The 17532-nt window shown below is 67.4% G+C and carries 20 protein-coding genes; 8 read left to right on the forward strand and 12 right to left on the reverse strand.

Features of this window, described 5'->3' with window-relative positions:
* Positions 1–4: 4 nt before the first annotated feature.
* Positions 5–688, reverse strand: coding sequence for a hypothetical protein (locus DT074_RS09540; RefSeq protein WP_119419605.1), 684 nt, complete (start codon positions 686–688; stop codon positions 5–7).
* A gap of 107 nt (positions 689–795) precedes the next feature.
* Positions 796–1698, reverse strand: coding sequence for an EamA family transporter (locus tag DT074_RS09545; RefSeq protein WP_162914762.1), 903 nt, complete (start codon positions 1696–1698; stop codon positions 796–798).
* Between the two features lie 159 nt (positions 1699–1857).
* On the opposite strand from DT074_RS09545, the gene DT074_RS09550 reads away from it, so the two are divergent.
* Positions 1858–2520, forward strand: coding sequence for an SH3 domain-containing protein (locus tag DT074_RS09550; RefSeq protein WP_368744567.1), 663 nt, complete (start codon positions 1858–1860; stop codon positions 2518–2520).
* A gap of 21 nt (positions 2521–2541) precedes the next feature.
* On the opposite strand, the gene DT074_RS09555 is transcribed toward DT074_RS09550, so the two are convergent.
* The 4 genes from DT074_RS09555 to DT074_RS09570 are packed head-to-tail and all read right to left on the reverse strand — an operon-like array spanning position 2542 to position 5729.
* The gene (locus DT074_RS09555; RefSeq protein ID WP_162914763.1) at positions 2542–3372 is read right to left on the reverse strand and encodes a DUF6671 family protein; all 831 of its coding nucleotides are present in this window, start codon (positions 3370–3372) and stop codon (positions 2542–2544) included.
* Entirely contained in the window at positions 3338–3925 is a 588-nt protein-coding gene (locus DT074_RS09560; RefSeq protein WP_119419608.1) for an isochorismatase family protein, read from the reverse strand. The genes DT074_RS09555 and DT074_RS09560 overlap by 35 nt, the downstream gene beginning before the upstream one ends.
* Positions 3926–3928: 3 nt before the next feature.
* On the reverse strand, positions 3929–4510 hold the full coding sequence (locus DT074_RS09565) for a GNAT family N-acetyltransferase (RefSeq protein WP_119419609.1): 582 nt from the start codon (positions 4508–4510) through the stop codon (positions 3929–3931).
* Complete coding sequence (locus DT074_RS09570; RefSeq protein ID WP_119419610.1) at positions 4503–5729, reverse strand: hypothetical protein; 1227 nt, start codon at positions 5727–5729, stop codon at positions 4503–4505. Before DT074_RS09570 ends, DT074_RS09565 begins: the two co-directional genes overlap by 8 nt.
* 174 nt (positions 5730–5903) lie before the next feature.
* On the opposite strand from DT074_RS09570, the gene DT074_RS09575 reads away from it, so the two are divergent.
* From DT074_RS09575 to DT074_RS27975, 3 genes are all read left to right on the forward strand, one after another.
* Positions 5904–6827 (forward strand): LysR family transcriptional regulator, encoded by a 924-nt coding sequence (locus DT074_RS09575; protein WP_119419611.1) that lies wholly within the window; start codon positions 5904–5906, stop codon positions 6825–6827.
* A 68-nt stretch (positions 6828–6895) separates the two neighbouring features.
* Positions 6896–7657: a hypothetical protein gene (locus DT074_RS27970; protein ID WP_162914764.1), complete on the forward strand. Its 762-nt coding sequence runs from the start codon at positions 6896–6898 to the stop codon at positions 7655–7657.
* Complete coding sequence (locus tag DT074_RS27975; protein ID WP_162914765.1) at positions 7639–8196, forward strand: GNAT family N-acetyltransferase; 558 nt, start codon at positions 7639–7641, stop codon at positions 8194–8196. Before DT074_RS27970 ends, DT074_RS27975 begins: the two co-directional genes overlap by 19 nt.
* A gap of 9 nt (positions 8197–8205) precedes the next feature.
* Here DT074_RS27975 and DT074_RS09585 read toward each other — a convergent pair whose 3' ends face one another.
* The 6 genes from DT074_RS09585 to DT074_RS09610 all read right to left on the reverse strand — a co-directional run bounded on the left by DT074_RS09585 (position 8206) and on the right by DT074_RS09610 (position 13986).
* On the reverse strand, positions 8206–9723 hold the full coding sequence (locus tag DT074_RS09585) for an amidohydrolase family protein (RefSeq protein ID WP_119419612.1): 1518 nt from the start codon (positions 9721–9723) through the stop codon (positions 8206–8208).
* A 14-nt stretch (positions 9724–9737) separates the two neighbouring features.
* The gene (locus DT074_RS09590) at positions 9738–10529 is read right to left on the reverse strand and encodes an ABC transporter permease (protein ID WP_119419613.1); all 792 of its coding nucleotides are present in this window, start codon (positions 10527–10529) and stop codon (positions 9738–9740) included.
* Between the two features lie 4 nt (positions 10530–10533).
* Positions 10534–11304, reverse strand: a complete 771-nt coding sequence (locus DT074_RS09595; protein ID WP_119419614.1) for an ABC transporter ATP-binding protein — start codon at positions 11302–11304, stop codon at positions 10534–10536.
* Positions 11301–12275, reverse strand: coding sequence for an ABC transporter substrate-binding protein (locus DT074_RS09600; RefSeq protein ID WP_119419615.1), 975 nt, complete (start codon positions 12273–12275; stop codon positions 11301–11303). The genes DT074_RS09595 and DT074_RS09600 overlap by 4 nt, the downstream gene beginning before the upstream one ends.
* Positions 12276–12344: 69 nt before the next feature.
* Positions 12345–13199 carry a TauD/TfdA dioxygenase family protein gene (locus tag DT074_RS09605; RefSeq protein WP_119419616.1) on the reverse strand — a complete coding sequence of 285 codons (855 nt, stop codon included), beginning with the start codon at positions 13197–13199 and terminating at the stop codon, positions 12345–12347.
* A 13-nt stretch (positions 13200–13212) separates the two neighbouring features.
* Positions 13213–13986, reverse strand: a complete 774-nt coding sequence (locus tag DT074_RS09610; RefSeq protein ID WP_119419617.1) for an SDR family NAD(P)-dependent oxidoreductase — start codon at positions 13984–13986, stop codon at positions 13213–13215.
* A 207-nt stretch (positions 13987–14193) separates the two neighbouring features.
* On the opposite strand from DT074_RS09610, the gene DT074_RS09615 reads away from it, so the two are divergent.
* From DT074_RS09615 to DT074_RS09625, 4 genes are all read left to right on the forward strand, one after another.
* Positions 14194–15117, forward strand: a complete 924-nt coding sequence (locus DT074_RS09615) for a methyltransferase domain-containing protein (protein WP_119419618.1) — start codon at positions 14194–14196, stop codon at positions 15115–15117.
* An 84-nt stretch (positions 15118–15201) separates the two neighbouring features.
* On the forward strand, positions 15202–15327 hold the full coding sequence (gene ykgO / locus DT074_RS09620) for a type B 50S ribosomal protein L36 (protein ID WP_119419656.1): 126 nt from the start codon (positions 15202–15204) through the stop codon (positions 15325–15327).
* 154 nt (positions 15328–15481) lie between these two features.
* A complete protein-coding gene (locus tag DT074_RS27980) occupies positions 15482–16012 on the forward strand; it encodes a CC0125/CC1285 family lipoprotein (RefSeq protein WP_162914766.1) in 531 nt (176 codons plus the stop codon).
* 26 nt (positions 16013–16038) lie between these two features.
* Positions 16039–17532 carry an FAD-linked oxidase C-terminal domain-containing protein gene (locus DT074_RS09625; RefSeq protein ID WP_119419619.1) on the forward strand — a complete coding sequence of 498 codons (1494 nt, stop codon included), beginning with the start codon at positions 16039–16041 and terminating at the stop codon, positions 17530–17532.

The following is a 17532-nucleotide window of genomic DNA, read 5'->3' on the forward strand; positions in this document are numbered from 1 at the left end:
AGCGCTACTCGGCGGTGCCGAGCACGGCCAAGGCCTGGGCATCGCAGCCCTTCTCGGTCAGCGCCGCCGCAAGTTCCGCCGGATTGCCGGAGGGAGTTGCTACAAAATGCAAAACTACCGAGACGCCGCCGATGAGATAGGTGGCGCCGTCGGCCACCGGCACCTTCTTCGGCCAGGGCGCCATCGCCTCCCCTTTGGGCCACGCAATACGGACCCGCTCGCCACCGGTCTTGGCCAACTCGACCGGCCGGGGCTGCGTGGCGCCCGGCTGCCACAGCACCGGCGCCTGTCCCTTCTGTATGCATTGCGCACCGCTGGCGCCCACCTCGACGGCCCAGACCTGCCGACCGCGTCGTTCCGCCGCGTTGCGCGTCGCGCCGAGCTGGCTCGCATCGCGCCCGTGGCCGGTCATCAGCGTGGCGAGGGTGGTGACCAGTTTCTCTTCCCGCGGGCCGCCGGCGGAGGCGTCCGGGATGCCCTGATAGGGGCCGACGAGGTTGATCACCTTGCCTGTCGGGGCGATCAGGCTCAGCCGATGCCCGGCCTTGAGACTGAGCTTGTCGGCGCCATCGATGATCGTGCCGGGATCGAGACCCGGCACGGTCGACTTGGTGACGACGAGCTCGCCGGCTCCGGCCGTGCCGGCGAGGCCGAGAAAGATGAGAGCGATGAAGCTGAGGCTGCGCATGGTGGGTCCGTCCCGTCTCCGCCGCTACGGCTTACGGCCGGTTGATGTCGCCTGGATCACCGGTCCGTGGCCCCGGAGCGACCAGTCTAGCGCCTCCGTGACCGGCGTCACCGCCCGACCAGCAGCACGATCACACCGCCGGCCACCAGCGCGATCCCGCCGAGCTCGCGGAGCGTCGGCCGCTCGCCGAAACCATAGCGCGACACGATCAGGGTGAAGATCAGCTCGACCTGCCCGACCGCGCGGACATAGGCCGCGTTCTGCAGGGTCATCGCCGTGAACCAGCCGGCCGAGCCGATCACCGAGAGGATGCCGACCGGCGCCGCATCGCGCCACAGGCGGATGGTGCGCACCAAAGCGGCGGGGTCGCGCCAGAGCAGCCAGCCGCCCATCACCACCGATTGGAACGCGGTGATGAAGGCGAGCGTCAGGAAGGCGCGGACCACGAAGCTGCCCTCCGGCAGCGACAGAGAGGCACCGCGGATGCCGATTGCCGACAGCCCGAACAGCCCGCCGGATGCCAGACCGAACAGCGCCGCCCGCTCGCCGATACCGCGCCAGATGTCGCGCAGCCCGCCTGCCTTGGCCGGCAGCGATAGCAGCAGCACGCCGACCAGACTGATCAGGATGGCGATCCAGGCGACCAGGCCGAGCGGCTCGGCCAGGAACACCGTCGCCATCACCGCGGTCTGCACCGTCTCGGTCTTCGACAGCGTGGTGCCGACGGCGAAGTTGCGCAGCGTGAAGGCCAGGATCAGGCAGGTGGTGGCGACGATCTGCGCCATGCCGCCCAGCATCGCGAGGGCAAAGAACCGAAGGCCGGGCTGCGGAATGGCTTCGGTGCCGAACAACGCAAGCCCGGCCAGCACGATGGCGGCCAGCGGGGCGCCGTAGAGGTAGCGCACGAAATTGGCCGCATCGGTGCCGACCGTGCCGACAAGGCGCTTCTGCAGGGCGGTCCGCATGCATTGCAGGAACGCCGCGGCGACGGTGATGGGAATCCAGAGCACGACGGGAATCCAAGGGCGGGGTGCGCAGCCTAGCGCTCCGACACCGCTTTGCGCCAACATGATAAGGCCCGGCAGCCATGCGCCGGCCAGGCCCGCATCGGGCCCGCGCGAGACAAGCCGGTTGACCGGCAGGCGAATGGCAGGATAAGCGGCAGCATCATGCGACGAGCACTGCGCCGGATCGGCGCCCTACTGTCGGCCCTCCTGATCTGCGGCGCGGCAGCCGCTCAGCCGGCAGCACCGCCGCCGCCGCTGCCGAAGCCGGGAGCCGAGACGGGCCGCGCCGACAGCTCGCCCGCCGCCGAATCGCTGTTGCACGACGCGCCGCCGCCCGCCCCGCTGGCGAAGCCGCGGGGCGGCGAGATGGCGGTCGTCGAAGCCCCGCCCGGCGCCAAGACCGGCGGCGTCACCGGCCTGCCGGTGCCGCGCTTCGTCTCGCTCGCCGCCGACAAGGTCAATGCCCGGGTCGGGCCCGGCACCAACTATCCGATCAGTTGGGTCTACAATCGCCGCAACCTGCCGGTCGAGGTAGTCGCCGAGTACGAGCTGTTCCGCAAGATCCGCGATTCCGAAGGCACCGAGAGCTGGGTGCACAAGAACCTGCTGAGCGGCCGCCGCTACATCCTGATCACCGGCGGCACCCGCATGCTGCGCGAGCGGCCGGAGGAGGACGCCGCCGTGGCGCTGATGGCCGAGGGCGGCGTGCAGGGCCGCCTGCTCTCGTGCAAGGACGCCTGGTGCCAGGTCGACATCAAGGGAAACAAGGGCTACGTGCCGCGCGGCTATCTGTGGGGCGTCTACGCGGACGAGACGGTCGAGTGAGTGGGGGGCACCCGGCGCCCCCTATTCGTCGTCGCCGTAGAACGGCGTCGAGCCGCCGCTCGCCACGATCAGCGCCAACCGGTCGGCGAGCTGCGAGATCGCCCGCATCCGCGTCGGGTTCATATGCGCCCGCATGTCGGTCTCCACATGCGCGAGCCCGATGCCGGACGCCGCCATCGCCTGTTCGATGGCAGCGCCCAGATCGTCGAGCGTCTTGATGCCGCGGAAGATCGGCGGGCGCCCGACCGGCCCGTGCGGCACCACCACCAGCGCATGCGCAGGGAAGCCGACCGTCTCGAGGAAGTCCCAGAACGCGGCCGAGCGATAGCCGGCGGCGCCGACGGTGAAGTGATCGAAATTGCTCTCGACGTTGATCGCCACCTCGGTGATCGGCATCGCCCAGCGGCGGCCGACCAGGGTGAGGATCTCGACATTGCGCGCGCCGGTGAACATCGGTCCATCCGGGCGGTAGCTGCCCTCGCTGGCGATCGCAAAGGAGAGACCGCTAACCTCGAGGCCGCGGCGCGCCTTCTCCACCGCCGTCTCGACCGGCCCGAACGGCCGCGCGACTTCGCCGGTGAACGTGCCGAGCTCGTCGGTATCGACATCGGCGATACGGATATTGGCGTCGAGATGGGTGCGGAAGGCCGGCGCGATCGCCAGCTCCTTGCCGTGCCGCGTCGCCAGCGCCACCATCGCGCCCTCAAGCTCGGTGGCGATATCCACCGTCCGCATCGGCCGGGCTACGGCGGCGACGCGGCCGGGAATGCCTCGCGCCAGCCGCTCGGCGGCCAGGTCGATCGTGCCGGGGCCGCGACTATACGGCGCGGAGGGCTCGTTCACTGACGACATCGAATGTCTCCAAGATATTCGCATAGTTGACGAGAATTTCGGCGAGATAGGCATGCGTCGCCTGGGCCGACATGCGTGGGCCCGGCCGCGACAGCGACGCATCGATCACGTAGTTCGCCTGGATGCCGAGGTCGAACAGCCCGACCAGGGTGGCGAGGCAGCACATCTCACCCGCATAGCCCATGATGTAGACGTCGTTGCCGGCATTCGCCGCGGCGTCCATCAATGCGCTGAAGCCGGGCGAGGTGAGGCAGGACAGCCGCGACTTCTCGAAGACCGGCTCGCCGGGCAGCGGCTCGAAGCCCGGTACGCAGGCGGCATATTCATTGCGGTCGCTGAACAGAGGGCCGTCCTGCACGTGCCGGACATGCGCGACGATCCAGCGGCGGGCCCGGGCATGCTCGAGCAGGCGCCGGCAATTGCCGAGGCTCTGCTCGATGCCCGGGATGGAGAACGGACGGCCCGCCATCGTGTATTCGCGCTGGATGCCGAGCGCCACCAGGATCGGCGCGGTGAACGACTCCGCACGCAGGGCGTAGCTGGATCGCCGCATGGCTCAGCGCGCCGCCGAGGCGTCGAGCACGCCAGGGCGGTCCCACTCGCCTTCCGGCCGGTTCAGCACGAGCGGATCGGTCTCGACCGTCAGCGGATCGGAATGGCTGCCGAGCGGTCCCGCCATCGGCAGGTATTCGTGCTCCGAGAAGCGGAACGGCTGTGCGTAGACGGTGAAGCCGCGGCGTTCCCAGTATTCGCGCAGGTCGGCGCGCGCATGGCCGTACATCGTCTGGAAGCCCTTCTTGCGCAGGTATTCCAGCGAGTAGTCGACGATCGCCTTGCCGATGCCGGTGCCGCGGAACTCCGGCCGCACCGTGGTCCGCTCGTGCTTGGCGAAGCCGCCGAAATAGCGCATGCGCACGGTCGCCGCCGGCTCGCCGTTGACGAAGCCGATCAGATTGGTGGCGACGAGGTCGTTGCCGTCGAACTCCTCGGCATAGGGGCAGTTCTGCTCGCCCATATAGACCAGCGCGCGGACCGCCACGACCATCATCAGATCGTCGAGCGAACGGGCAACGCGGACTTCGAGCACTGGCGGGTTGTTGTCGCCCGAAGCGGCGACGGCAGCTTGATCGTCAGGCATGGGCGTGCACCTTCTCCTGTTTGTCTTGTTGCGGAATGTCACCGGTTGTTTCGCGGGCCGTCACGACGGCCGGCTCGACGATCGCCGGCTCGCCATTGGCCAGGCGCTCGAGCGCAAGCTCGACGCAGACGGGGGCGAGTCCCTTGGCGCCGCGCCGGATTGCGGTGGCGGATACGTCGTCGCGGCGGCGCACTGCGAAGGGGTAGTGCCAGCCGCTGTCATCGGCGATGGCGCGGACCTGCATGCCGCCCCAGTCGCTGCCGTGGATCACGTGCAGCGCCTGGCCCGGGAAGCGCCGGCGCGCTTCGCGATAGATGCCGAGGAAGCCGCGCGCCGCGTAGACCTCCGGCAGGAACCAGACCTCGACCCGGCCCGCGAGGCCGCGTTCGCGCACCGCCGCCTGGATCAGGTCGCGACGGGTCGCGGGCGGCAGGAAGCGGTCGCCGGTCGGGAAGTAATCGACATTCGGATCGGCATGCGGCGTCTTTTCGAACACCTCGTAGCCGTTCTCGACGCGGCCGATGCGGATCTCGCCCTGCTCCATCGCCCGCCGGTGTCCGGCGGTGAGCAGCGTCGGATGCACGATCACCTTGGCGAGGCGCCGCTCGGTGATCGCGCGCTCGATCAGCGCAAGGTGCGTGCGATGCACCGGGTTGAAGGTGCCGAAGAAGAGGCCGACACCGCCGCGCGGCGCCAACACGCCGCGCAGGTCGGAAACCAGCCCGCTGCCGAAGCCGAGCAGGCCGAGCGCGAGCGCAAGAACAGTGTAGGCCTCGGCAGCCGGGGCGAGGCCGATGCTGGCCAGCGCCGTCGCGACGATATTGGCCGAGAGGCCGACCTGGACATTGGTCATCGGCTCGCCGACGCCATAGCGCGCCAGCAAAAGACCGACGTACTGCGCCCCTTGCGAGGCGGCGGTGGTGAGCGCGGCCAAGGCCAGAACGCCGCCGACGATCGCCAGCTTGTCCGGATCGAGCGCCCCGCCCCAGGCCATCGCACCCAGCATCGCCAGGTTGAAGGCGAATTGCAGGGCGAAGCGGGCACCGCGCCCGGCCGTAACCCAGGCAGTCAGTCGGCAAAATCGCTCATCGACCTGATTGGAAAACCGCGAGTAGCGGGGCAGGGCCAGGGCGACGAAAAGGGCGGCTGCCCAGAGCCAGGGAGACGACCAGGCATTGTGTCCCGCGCCATAGGACAACAGCGCGAAAAGTGCGATCAACGCGGCGAATCTATTGCTGCGACTGCACCACCAAGCATATATACGATGTATGATTGCATTGTCGCGAAGCACGGCCTGATCTCCTCTGCCTGGAGACCATGCTGCCGCTACGCGGAACCCGGCACGACGGCTATTCTTTCCCATTGAGTTGGGCAAAAATGCCCAAGGGGTTCGATGGCAGGATTACAACGACAGCGCCGCTCCGGCATCCGCAACTGGGAGGATCTTCGTTACATCCTCACCGTGGCGCAGTGCGGCAGCTATTCGGCCGCAGCTCGCATGCTGCGCCGTGAGCATTCGACTGTCCGGCGCCGCATCGAGGCGGCGCAACGGGCGCTCGGCGTGCGCCTGTTCGAGCGCTCGCAAAATCTGCTGCGCCTGACCGAGCCGGCCTCTCGTATCATCGAAACCCTAAGCAACATCGATCAGCTGACGCTGGAGATCGAGAAGACCTTCGCCGGCATCGACGACCGCTTGGCCGGACCGGTCCGCATCACGACGAGCGAGGGTTTTGCCACCAACTGGCTGATCCCCCGCATGGTCCGCTTCCAGCGCGAGAACCCGCTGATCGCCATCGAGGTGGATGCCGGCAGCGAGCTCACCGACCTGAGCAGCACGGAAGCCGACATCGCCATCCGCTTCGTCCGGCCGACCCAGCCGGCCGCGGTGGCGGCCCGGGTCGGCCGGCTCGGCTTCCTGCTGTTCGCCGCGCGCGGCTATATCAACACCTTCGGGCGGCCGGAGAGCATGGAACAGCTGGCGACCCATCGCCTCTGCGTGCATGAGGGATTCACCGAGAACCCGGTGCTGAAATCCTGGACACGCTATGTCGACGGCCATCCCGGCGTGGTGTTCCGTTCGACCTCGTCGGCCGCCTTCGCCTCCGCCGTCATTGCCGGCTTCGGTATCGGCCTTGGGCCCGCCTATACCAGCCTGATCCACCCCGAGCTCGAACAGCTCGCCATCCCCTCGCTGGCGACCGTCGATGTGTGGCTGGTGACGCATGAGAGCAAGCGCCGCATTCCGCGCATCGCCGCCGCCTACGAGTACATCCACGAGACCTTCCAGCGCGACCGCAAGACCTGGTTCGGCACCTGAGGCGCCGCGTCGCATGAAATGCTAGGTTCCGCCGAGTACGGCATTGCCGTGGTGCCGGAGGTGCGGTCATGCGGGCGACGCTCTCGTTTCTGAAATTGCTTCTCTGTCTGTTCGCGGTTTCCGCGCAGGCACAGGACCGGCCGGTCAATTTCACCGTCAATGTCGATCCTGAGGATTCCGCCGGCCATGTCCTGGTCAATGGCGTGCCGATCAAGTCGTTCGGCGGCGACAGCGGCGGCTTTCCCGGCATGGGCCTCGCCGCCCCGACCGGCATGTGGCTGGTCGAAGGCGAGAACAGCATCGTCGTCGAGGCAAAGCCGGCCGGCGCCCGGCCGGTCACCCGCGTGGTGATCCTGCGCTCGATCATGGAGCCGCCGATCTTCGAGGCGGTGATCGAGGGCGCCGGCAGGGCGGAGCACAAGGTGACGGTCGACAAGGTGCATCGCTGGGCTTGGCTCGACGCCGAGAAATGGCAAGGCGACAAGACGGAGGTGCTGGCGGCGGTGCGCCAGCTGCACGCCGCCTATGCCGCCAAGGACCAGGCCCGCGTGATCGCGACGCGGGCCGCGCTGGATGCCGATTTCGATGCCGCGATGGGGCCGGCGACGGCCGACGAGCTGGATCAAGAGAAGAAGTTCATCGAGACGGCGGCGCTCGATCCGCTGGGCGACGATCTTTCCGTCACCAGCTACTACGACGGCCGGCTGATCGCGGTGAGCCGCGGCGACGGCACCGCGCCGATTTTGCTCGCCACCCCGAACGTTCCCGGCAAGTCCGAGATCGCCCGCTTCTGGGTCAAGAAGAACGGCAAATGGCTGGTAGTACGCTGACGCAGGATTCGCCTGCCTCCGGGGACCTGCCGCCAAGCGTCGAGATCCGCAAGCTCGCGCCGGCCGATGCGGCCGCTTGGCGCGCGTTGCGGCTGGAGGCGCTGCAAATGCATCCCGCCGCCTTTGCGGAGAGCTTCGAGGAGGCGGCGCAGCGCGATCTCGCCTGGTTCCGCGACCGCATGCCGACGCCGGGCGCCGCCAACGCCATTTTCGGCGTATTCGATCATGGACAGCTTGTCGGCTGCGCCGGATTCGCGGTGCAGACTTTAGCCCACCTCCGCCACAAGGGCGTGATGTGGGGCGTCTATCTCCGGCCGGGCCTGCGCGGGCGCGGCATCGGCGCCGCGTTGGTCGGCCGCGTGATCCGGCATGCCCGCCAGCAGGTCGCGGTTCTGCAGGCGGCCGTCGCGGTCGACAATATCGCCGCCGCCGCGCTCTATCGCCGCGCCGGATTCAAGAGCTACGGCCGTGAGCCGCGCGCGCTACGCGTCGATAGCCGCGACATCGACGAGGAACTGCTGGCGATCGATCTGAACTAGCGGCGCCGCTCAATGCTGGTGGTCGTGATGGCCGCCGGCGAAATGATCGATGTGATAGGGCGTGCGCGCGAGGCCGGGACAGAACCGGTTGACCACGCCTTCCAGTCGCTCGAACATCTTCTTGTTCTCGGCATTGGCCTTGGCGAGGCGGGCTCGTGCGGCCTCGACCTTGCCCACCAGCGATGCCAGATCGACGCCGACCAGCTTGCGGTCGCGCACCACCATGCGGCCGCCGACCATCACGGAGTGGACCGAGGTCCCGTCCTCGGTATGCACGATCTGGTTGGTCGCGTCGTTCAGCGGCAGCCAGTTGATGGCGGCGAGATCGAGGAAGACGATGTCCGCCTTGTAGCCCGGCGCGATGCGGCCGACCTTGTCGCCGAAGCCGAGCGCCTTGGCGCTGCCTTCCGTCGCCGCGATCAGCACCTCATCGGTCGAGAGCCAGCGGTCCGTGTCGGGGCCGCGCACCTTGGAGGCGAAGGAGGCGAGGCGCATCGCCTCGTACATGTTCTGGTTGTCGGAACAGCTGGCGCCGTCGGTGCCGACGCCGAGATTGACGCCGAGATCGAGCATGCCCCGCGTATCGGCGATGCCGTTACCGAGCCGCATGTTGCTGCCGGGATTGTGCACGACCGAGGAGCCGTGATCGGCAAGCCTTCGCATGTCGTCGCGGTCCAGCCATACACCATGCGCGACCGAGAAATCGGGCCCCAGCATGCCGAGCTTGTCGAGATGGCCGGTCTGCGTCAGGCCCCACAGCTTCTGCCCGACCACGACCTGCACTTTCGATTCCTGGACATGGCTCTGGATCGGCGCGCCGAATTCGCGCGCCAGCCGGAAGCAGCCGGTGAGGAAGGGATCGCTGCAATGATGCGGAATGGTCGGCGCCACCGCCGGCTTGATCAGGTCCTGGTCGAACTTCCACGCCTTCAGCGCCTTGCGGATCGCGCTCAAGGTCTGCTGCCTGGGTGCCAGGCGATAGCGCTCGGTATCGGCGCGCAAGGCCGCCGGCATCGCGTCGACGAGGCCGGGTATCACCTCGAAGAAGCTGAAATCCGCCACCATCGGCGCCAGCACGGCGCGCATGCCGGCATCGGCATAGGCCTGGCCGCAGGCGGCGATGCCCTCCGGCGTCGGCGCCGGAAATTCGAAGGTCAGGTCATAGGCCGCGGTACAGCCCTTGAGCAGCATCTCGGCGGCGCCGAGGAAGGTGGAGAGATACTTGTCCTCCGCCGTGCGGTTGCCGCCGATCCAGGGCGCCGCGGTCAGCAGCAGCTCCAAGGTCCACTTGTCGCCCATGCCCTTGGCCAGCACGCCATGGCCATGGGTGTGGCCGTTGACCAGGCCCGGATGCATCAGCATGCCCTTGGCATCGATCACTTCGGCATCGGCGGGCGCGGCAAGGCCGGGACGGCCGATCTCCTTGACCGTGTCGCCTTCGATCAGAATGTCGGCCGGAGGTGCGGCGTGCTTGGCGATATCCACGAGGCGTCCCCCGCGCACCACAACCATTTTCTTGCGCGCCATTCCGGCTTCTCCTGCTAGGACGCTCCCGGCCGATCCGACGATAACGACCACGGGAAGAATACGCGCTCCACGATCACGACGATCTGGAACAGCACGATTCCCATCAGCGACAGGATGATCAAGGCCCCCCAGGCGACCGGCACCTGAAAGAACGCCGTGGAAGTCACGATGAGATAGCCGAGGCCGCGATCGGCATTGACGAACTCGGCCACCACGGCGCCGACCACCGACAGCGTGATCGCCGCCTTCAGCCCGGAGAAGACGAAGGGCACCGCATAGGGGAGCCGGATGCGCCAGATCTCCTTCCAGCGGCTGGCCCGGCACGACCGGCCGAGCTCGATCAGTTCCGGCGGCACGGCGACCAAGCCCGCCGCGACCGACAGGACCAGCGGGAAGAAGGCCACGAGGAAGGTGACGACGATGCGCGGCAGCTCGTTCGCGCCGAGGATGACGACCAGGATCGGCGCCAGCGCGACCTTGGGGATCGACTGGGTCAGAACCAGCAGCGGATAGATCACGCCGGCGATGGTCGGCGAGGTGGTGAGCAGTATGGCCAAGGGCAGGCTGATCACGAACGAGGCCAGGAAGCCGAGCAGCACCGTCACCGTGGTGGCGACGGTGTGATGGAAGACCGGCCCGGCGAGCTTGCCGGTATCCACCCAGATCGCCGACGGCGCCGGCACCAGGTAGGCCGGTATGGCGAAGAAGCGGCACGCCGCCTCCCAGGCGGCGAACAGGACGGCGATGGTCGCCAGCGGCACGAACACTTCACGCGCATGGCGGAGCGCAGCGCTCTTGCCGCGCATCGTCTCAGGCGGCGCGGCGGGCGCGGCTGCCGAAGATGAGATCGCGGATACGCCTTGTGGCGTCCTGGAACTCATGCCGGGCCTCCATGTCGAAATCGCGCGGTCGCGGCAAATCGATGTCGATGATTTCGGCGATACGGCCGGGCCGGGGCGACATCACGACGACGCGGTCGGCCAGCAGCACCGCCTCCGGAATCGAATGCGTGACGAACAGGATCGTCTTCGGCCGCTCCGCCGCGATGCGCATCAGCTCGAGCGTCAGCTCCTCCCGCGTCAGCGCGTCGAGCGCGCCGAACGGCTCGTCCATCAGCAGGATATCGGGATCGTTGACCAGGGCCCGGCAGATGCCGGCGCGCTGCTGCATACCGCCGGAGAGCTCGCGCGGATGCTTGCCCTCGAAGCCCGCGAGCCCGACCATCGTCAGCAGCTCGCGCGCGCGTTCGACATGCGCGCCCGTCAGCACGCCCATCATCCGCGCCGGGAACAGCACATTGTCCAGGATGGTCGCCCAGGGCAGCAGAGTGGCCGCCTGGAACACGAATCCGGTATCGCTGCGCGGTTCGGCGACCGTCGTGCCGTCGATGCTGACGCGTCCGCTGCTCGGCAAGGTCAACCCGCCGACCAGGCGCAGCAGGGTGGATTTGCCGCAACCGGACGGGCCGACGAGACAGACGAACTCGTTCCGTCGGATCTGCAGGCTGACGCCGCGCAGCGCCTCCACCGCATCGCCGTCGCGCGACTGGAAGGTCTTGCCGACGCCCTCGATGGCGATCATGGCACCAGTGAGACGTCGAGCGCCTGCTTCGGATCCCACTTGGCGTCGAGGTCCTGCGAGGACGCGACGACCGACCAGGTGAAGCCGAGCCGCTCGGGATCATACTTGCCCCACCCGAACTTCTTGACATGGTCGGTAAAGACGAAGGTTGCCACGGCCTTGAGGCTGCCCATGCAATCGTCGAGCTTCACCTCAGGCACCTTCTGGAGGTGCGCCTTGCAGGCTTCCTCCGGATTGTCGCGCGCCCACTCGAAGGCGCGCTTGTTCGCCTTCAGGAAACGTTTCACCAGATCCGGCTTCTCGGCGATGATCTTGTCGGTGGTGATGATCGACGCGGCATAGATTGCGAAACCTGCCTCAACGAAGGGCAGCACCACGATCTCCTGCCCGGCCGCCTTCGCCGCTTTGTTCTGGTAGTAGTGGTGGATCGAATAGAATGGCGCGGCATCGATGTTGCGGGCGATCAGCTGCGCCGCCATCGCCGCGCCGTCCATGTTCACCCAGACAATCTTGTTCGGATCGGTGCCGGCCCTCTCCGCCACTTTGGGGAAATAGAGCTTGTGGCTGTTGCCCGGGGTGATGCCGATCTTCTTGCCTTCCAGGCCTTTGAAGTCCTTGATGCCGGAGCTCTTCAGCACGAACAGCGAATGCGGCGAATGGGTGTAGAGCGTGGCGACCGTCTTGACCGGCACGTTCTGGCGCGCCCTGGCAGTGAGGACGGCGCCGAGATCCGCGACGCCGAACTCGAAGGCGCCGGCGGCGAGCTTGGTCACCGTGTCGCCGGAGCCGTAGCCGCGGGTGACGGTGATGTCGATGCCTTCCTCGGCATAGATGCCCTTCACCCAGCCGCCATAGTACATGGCGTGTTCGCCGGAAGGGATCCAATCGGTCTGGAAGCGGACCTTGTCGGCGGCCTCTGCCGCTTGGCCCGCGAACAGCAGAAGCGTGGCAATGGCGATGCTCTGGCGCATGGCGGATGCTCCCTTGGCTGCCAGCGAATACTGACACACCAAGCAACTGCTATGCCAGCGACAGACCGGTCAGAACGGCTTGTTGCCTCGAACCTGCGTGCGCAGCAGAACGCGGCGATGCGCGTTGTCGAACGCGTCGCGGCGATGCACAACGGCGCGGTTGTCCCAGATCAGCAGGTCGCCTTGCTGCCACTTGTGCTTGTAGACGTAGTCGTCGCGCACGCATTCGGCCCATAGGCGATCGAGCAGCGCCTCGCTTTCCTCGATCTTCAGCCCCTCGATCCAGCCGTTGCGGCGGCGGCCGAGATAGAGCGCCGGGCGCCCCGTCTCCGGATGCGTGCGCACGATCGGATGGCGGGCACCCGGCGCGCGATCGGGCGTCACCGGCGCCGAAGCGCCGGACCGCAACTCTCCTGCCGAGGTGTAGGAGGAATCGTGATTGACCCGCCGGCCAGCCAGCTTCTCCTTCAGCTCGGCCGGGAGGCCTTCGAAGGCCGCGTGCTGGCTGGCGAACCAGGTATCGGCGCCGACCGGCGGAACCTCGAGTCCGTAAAGCACGCTCGCGGTCGGCGGCGTGTCGATATAGGACATGTCGGTGTGCCACTCGGCCTCGCCATAGCCGAGCGCGCCGATCGGCTTGCCGTTCTCCACCACGTTGGAGATCACCCAGATCTCGGGCTGGGTCGTGATCCCGCCATCGCCGGCGCGGCGCGTGCTGGAGGCCGGCGGCAGTTCCAGCTCGCCGAAATGCCGGCTGAAACGCACCAGCGCCGCGTCGTCCATCTTCTGCCCGCGGAACACCAGAAGCGATCCGCGGCTCCAGGCCCGGCGCAGGCCTTGCGCTTCGTCCGGCGGCAGCGGGAAGCCGAGATCGAGCCCGCGAACCTCGAAGCCGAAAACCGGCGAGAGTGCCACCAGCTCCATGACCACGCCCCTGTTAGCGGACCGGACCCATATGCATGCCGCTGTCCACGCTGATCAGCTCGCCGGTGGTGAGCGGGGCGCCCTCGATCAGCCAGACGCAGGCATCGGCCACATCCTCGGGCGTCGCCGTCTTGCCGAGCGCCGAGGAGTTCTGGTAGCGCCGCTTCAGGTTGTCATAGGCCTGCTGGCCATAGCCCTGCAGCAGCCAGCGGCCCTCGATGAAGCCCGGCAGCACGGCATTGACCTTGATTTCCGGCCCGAGCGCCCGCGCCAGCGCTTTGGTCAGCGAGTTCACCGCCCCCTTCGACGCCGCATAGGCGATGGAGGAGCCGGAGCCGAGCAGGCTCGCCACCGAGGAGATGTTGACCACCGAGCCGCGCCCCGCCTTCCGCATCGCCGGCACGCAGGCGCGCGTCATCAGGTAGATGCCGGTCACGTTGACCGAGAAGATTTTCTGGAAATCCTCCGGCGTGAGGCCGTCGAGCTCGCTCTGCGGCACGAACTTGGTGTAGCCCGCATTGTTGATCAGGTTGTCGATGCGGCCCCATTTGTCGAGCGCCGCCGCCGCCAGCTTGCGGCAATCGGCATCGTCGGACACGTCGGCGCGGACCAGGATGCCCTGCCCGCCCGCCTTCTCGCAGGCGGCGAGCGTCTCCTTCGCCTCGGCCTCGCTCTTGGTAAAGTTGACCACCACCCGGCCGCCCTTGGCGGCGATGCGCCGGGCACAGGCTGAGCCCACACCGGTTGCCGATCCGGTAACTATCGTAACGGTATCCTTAAGGCTCATGAGCGTTTCCCCGGGGACTTGTGCGCGCCGGCCATCGTTTCACCGGAAGCGGCGGGCCGCAACAACCGCCGGAAACAGCGGAAGTTCCTCGACCCCGGCGGAAGGCGCACGGAATCGAGGCACATCTGACAAGAAATTCTTCATTCTACGCCCTTAGGTATAGGCATACGCGCCGATAGAGGAAATGCGCCCAAGGCCGAGGCCAACTTGCTGCTTCCGCTGTTGAATGGGGAACCGAGCCCGCTCCCGCCCGACGCTTCGCCGTGGCGGCGGCGCCTGCACGCCATCTGGTGGGGCTATTCGCTCGGCTCGGGACCGCGTCCGCGCGAGGAAGAGGCCGACGAGCCCGAGAGCGTCGAGCCCGAGGAGGCGCATCCCGATACGCTGTGGTCGCCGCTCCGCCTCAGCGCGGTGCAAACCTTGTTCGGCGAGGGCATGACCACGCCGGGCGGCGAGGCCGCGCTGATCGCCCTGGTCCGGCCCTGCACCCTCAACAACACCAAGTCGGCGCTGGAGCTCGGCGCCGCTTTGGGCGGCCTCTGCCGCTGGGCGAACGGCGACGCCGGCACCTATTTCAAGGCCTTCGAGGCCAATGGCGAGCTGGCCGCCGCCGGCATGGACCTCTCCACCCGCAAGGGCCTCGCCAACAAGTGCCCGATCGAGCACACCGAGGTCGAGAAGTTCGAGATCCGCGCCAAGAGCCAGGACGCGATCATCGCCAAAGAGGCGTTCTGGCGCATCGCCGACAAGGAGTCCTTGTTCAAGCGTATCTTCACCGCGCTGAAGCCGGGTGGCATCGTCTCGCTGTCCGACTACATGTCGCCGGCCGGCCAGGAGGGGCTGGTACAGGCGGCCTTCCCGCTGGCCCATATGCTGCAGGCCAAGGACCAGCGCGCCCTGTTGGAGAGCGCCGGCTTCGACGTGCGGGTTTTCGAGGACCGCACCGCCGAGCACGTCAAGTCGATCCTCGAAGCCTTCGAGGCTTTCGCCAAGCGGATCAAGACCGACCCGCCGCCCGACACCCTGCGCGACGCCGTGTTGAAGGAAGGCGAGCTGTGGGCCACCCGGGTCGGCCTGATGCAGACCGGCAAGGTCACCCTCTACCGCATGCTGGCCTTCAAGCCGACCTGAGCGCCGCCCTTCGCCGTTGACAGGCCGGGGATGCCCCGCTACGAAGCCGCCTCCATTCGCGGGCGCCAGACCGAAGAAGCTGCCATGAAGATCCTCAACTCGTTGAAATCGGCCAAGAAGCGCCATCGCGACTGCCGCGTGATCCGCCGCAAGGGGCGGGTCTACGTCATCAACAAGTCGAATCCGCGGTTCAAGGCCCGCCAGGGCTGATTCCGGCCGCCATCCCCCTAACTGCTTGAGATTGCATATCGATCTCCGAATTCCGGGGATGGAGTTCGGGCAGGCGCCGCGTCCTGGTCGCGCATTACAGAGAAGCAACTATAAAGCGTCGTCCATCGGGACAACCAGCCATCGAGGGGGACTCGTGGCGAAACAGCCAAATTTGTCCAGTCGCGCCACGCGCTGGAGAACCTTTGCAATAGCGCTGGGCACGCTGATGGTTGGGGCAGGCGGATGCAGCACGTCATTGCCCTATCAGCCCCTCGACGCAATTCAGGGATACGCTGATGAAAGCATGGGCCCTGATCAGCATTGGGTGCTCTATCAAGGCGGACATTTCTCGCAAACCGAAGACGTTCTCGCGTTTTGGCTTTTCCGAAGCGCCGAAGTGACGAAGTCACGCGGGTTCAGCCACTTTATCGAATTGCCCTCCATCGCCCGGGAACCGATCGGCGCGAGCGCGCGGCAGGCCCCGCGCATGTCGCCGTATCCGGTGCAGACTGCGCGGGGGCCATTCTATGTGTTGGTGCCGGATCCTGTACCGCTCGACTTCAAGGTGAAGTCCGGGACGATCCAACTGTTCAAAAGTGAGCCGACAGGTCGTACGCAGAACGCCTACAATGCACAGGCTGTACTCGATCAGCTTGGTCCTCGTGTAGCCTCGGCCAGCAGATAGCGAGGTTTGAGTACGAGGGAGGGTAAATGACGCTTGCCATGCCCAAGCCGGATGCCGAGGCGATGGCACGCCTGCCGGACCTGCTGACGCGCCTGAAGGGCGTCCTGCCCGCCGACAACGTCATCGTCGATCCGCGCGGCCTCAAGCCCTATGAGTGCGACGCGCTGACCGCCTATCGCCAGCCGCCGCTCGCCGTCTTCCTGCCGGAGACGGTGGCGCAGGTGGCGGCGATCCTGACCGCTTGCGACGCGCTCGGCATCAAGGTGGTGCCGCGCGGCGGCGGTACCTCGCTCTCCGGCGGCTCGTTCCCGCTCGCCGACGGCGTGCTGCTCGCCATGGGCAAGTTCAACCGCGTGCTGGAGGTCGATATCGAGAACCGCTGCGCCCGGGTGCAGCCCGGCGTCACCAACCTCGCCATCTCCAAGGCGGTCGAGCATCTGGGCTTCTACTACGCGCCGGATCCCTCCAGCCAGATCGCCTGCTCGATCGGCGGCAATGTGGCGGAAAATTCCGGCGGCGTGCACTGCCTGAAATACGGCCTCACCACCAACAACCTGCTGGGCCTGGAAGTGGTGCTGATCGACGGCAGCGTGATCCGCCTCGGCGGCAAGCATCTCGACGCCGCCGGCTACGACCTGATGGGCGTGCTCACCGGCTCCGAAGGCCTGCTCGGGGTTGTCACGGAAGTGACGGTGCGCATCCTGCCGAAGCCGAGCACGGCGCGCGCGCTGCTGATCGGCTTTCCGAGCGTCGAGAGCGCGGGCGACGCGGTGGCGAAGACCATCGCCGCCGGCATCATCCCGGCCGGCATGGAGATGATGGACCGGCCGGCGATCCACGCGGCGGAAGCCTTCTGCAATGCCGGCTATCCGCTCGATGTCGAGGCTCTTTCCATCGTCGAGCTGGACGGTCCGCCGGCCGAGGTGGACGACCTGATGCAGCGAGTCAGCGAGATCGCGCGCGATTGCGGCGCCGTCTCGATCCGCGCCAGCAACTCGGAAGACGAGCGGCTCGCCTTCTGGGCCGGGCGCAAGGCGGCCTTTCCCGCCGTCGGCCGATTGTCGCCCGATTATCTCTGCATGGACGGCACCATCCCGCGCCACCGGCTGGCCGAGGTGCTGACCGGCATCACGCGGCTGTCGGGCAAGCACGGCCTGCGCGTCGCCAACGTGTTCCATGCCGGCGACGGCAACCTGCATCCGCTGATCCTGTACGACGCCAACCTGCCGGGCGAGCTCGACCGCGCCGAGGCCTTCGGCGCCGACATCCTGCGCCTCTGCGTCGAGGTCGGCGGCGTGCTGACCGGCGAGCACGGCGTAGGCATCGAGAAGCGCGACCTGATGGGCACCATGTTCGACGAAATCGATCTCGCGCATCAGGAGCGCCTGAAATGCGCCTTCGATCCGAATCACCGGCTTAATCCCGGCAAGGTGTTTCCGGTGCTACACCGCTGCGCCGAGCTCGGCCGCATGCATGTGCATCGCGGCCAGCTGCCCTTCCCCGACCTGCCGCGCTTCTGA

It is taken from the genome of Desertibaculum subflavum, assembly GCA_003576705.1.
Lineage (GTDB): Bacteria > Pseudomonadota > Alphaproteobacteria > Ferrovibrionales > Ferrovibrionaceae > Desertibaculum > Desertibaculum subflavum.

Excerpts from the sequence above, each read along its gene's own strand:
- DT074_RS09610 (WP_119419617.1), bottom strand. The coding sequence starts at position 13,986 with ATGAGCCTTAAGGATACCGTTACGATAGTTACCGGATCGGCAACCGGT.
- DT074_RS09595 (WP_119419614.1), bottom strand. The coding sequence starts at position 11,304 with ATGATCGCCATCGAGGGCGTCGGCAAGACCTTCCAGTCGCGCGACGGC.
- DT074_RS09600 (WP_119419615.1), bottom strand. The coding sequence starts at position 12,275 with ATGCGCCAGAGCATCGCCATTGCCACGCTTCTGCTGTTCGCGGGCCAA.
- DT074_RS09575 (WP_119419611.1), top strand. The coding sequence starts at position 5,904 with ATGGCAGGATTACAACGACAGCGCCGCTCCGGCATCCGCAACTGGGAG.
- DT074_RS09540 (WP_119419605.1), bottom strand. The coding sequence starts at position 688 with ATGCGCAGCCTCAGCTTCATCGCTCTCATCTTTCTCGGCCTCGCCGGC.
- DT074_RS27975 (WP_162914765.1), top strand. The coding sequence starts at position 7,639 with ATGGCTGGTAGTACGCTGACGCAGGATTCGCCTGCCTCCGGGGACCTG.
- DT074_RS09555 (WP_162914763.1), bottom strand. The coding sequence starts at position 3,372 with ATGTCGTCAGTGAACGAGCCCTCCGCGCCGTATAGTCGCGGCCCCGGC.
- DT074_RS27970 (WP_162914764.1), top strand. The coding sequence starts at position 6,896 with ATGCGGGCGACGCTCTCGTTTCTGAAATTGCTTCTCTGTCTGTTCGCG.
- DT074_RS09585 (WP_119419612.1), bottom strand. The coding sequence starts at position 9,723 with ATGGCGCGCAAGAAAATGGTTGTGGTGCGCGGGGGACGCCTCGTGGAT.
- DT074_RS09590 (WP_119419613.1), bottom strand. The coding sequence starts at position 10,529 with ATGCGCGGCAAGAGCGCTGCGCTCCGCCATGCGCGTGAAGTGTTCGTG.
- DT074_RS09550 (WP_368744567.1), top strand. The coding sequence starts at position 1,858 with ATGCGACGAGCACTGCGCCGGATCGGCGCCCTACTGTCGGCCCTCCTG.
- DT074_RS09605 (WP_119419616.1), bottom strand. The coding sequence starts at position 13,199 with ATGGAGCTGGTGGCACTCTCGCCGGTTTTCGGCTTCGAGGTTCGCGGG.
- ykgO (WP_119419656.1), top strand. The coding sequence starts at position 15,202 with ATGAAGATCCTCAACTCGTTGAAATCGGCCAAGAAGCGCCATCGCGAC.
- DT074_RS09625 (WP_119419619.1), top strand. The coding sequence starts at position 16,039 with ATGACGCTTGCCATGCCCAAGCCGGATGCCGAGGCGATGGCACGCCTG.
- DT074_RS09565 (WP_119419609.1), bottom strand. The coding sequence starts at position 4,510 with ATGCCTGACGATCAAGCTGCCGTCGCCGCTTCGGGCGACAACAACCCG.
- DT074_RS09560 (WP_119419608.1), bottom strand. The coding sequence starts at position 3,925 with ATGCGGCGATCCAGCTACGCCCTGCGTGCGGAGTCGTTCACCGCGCCG.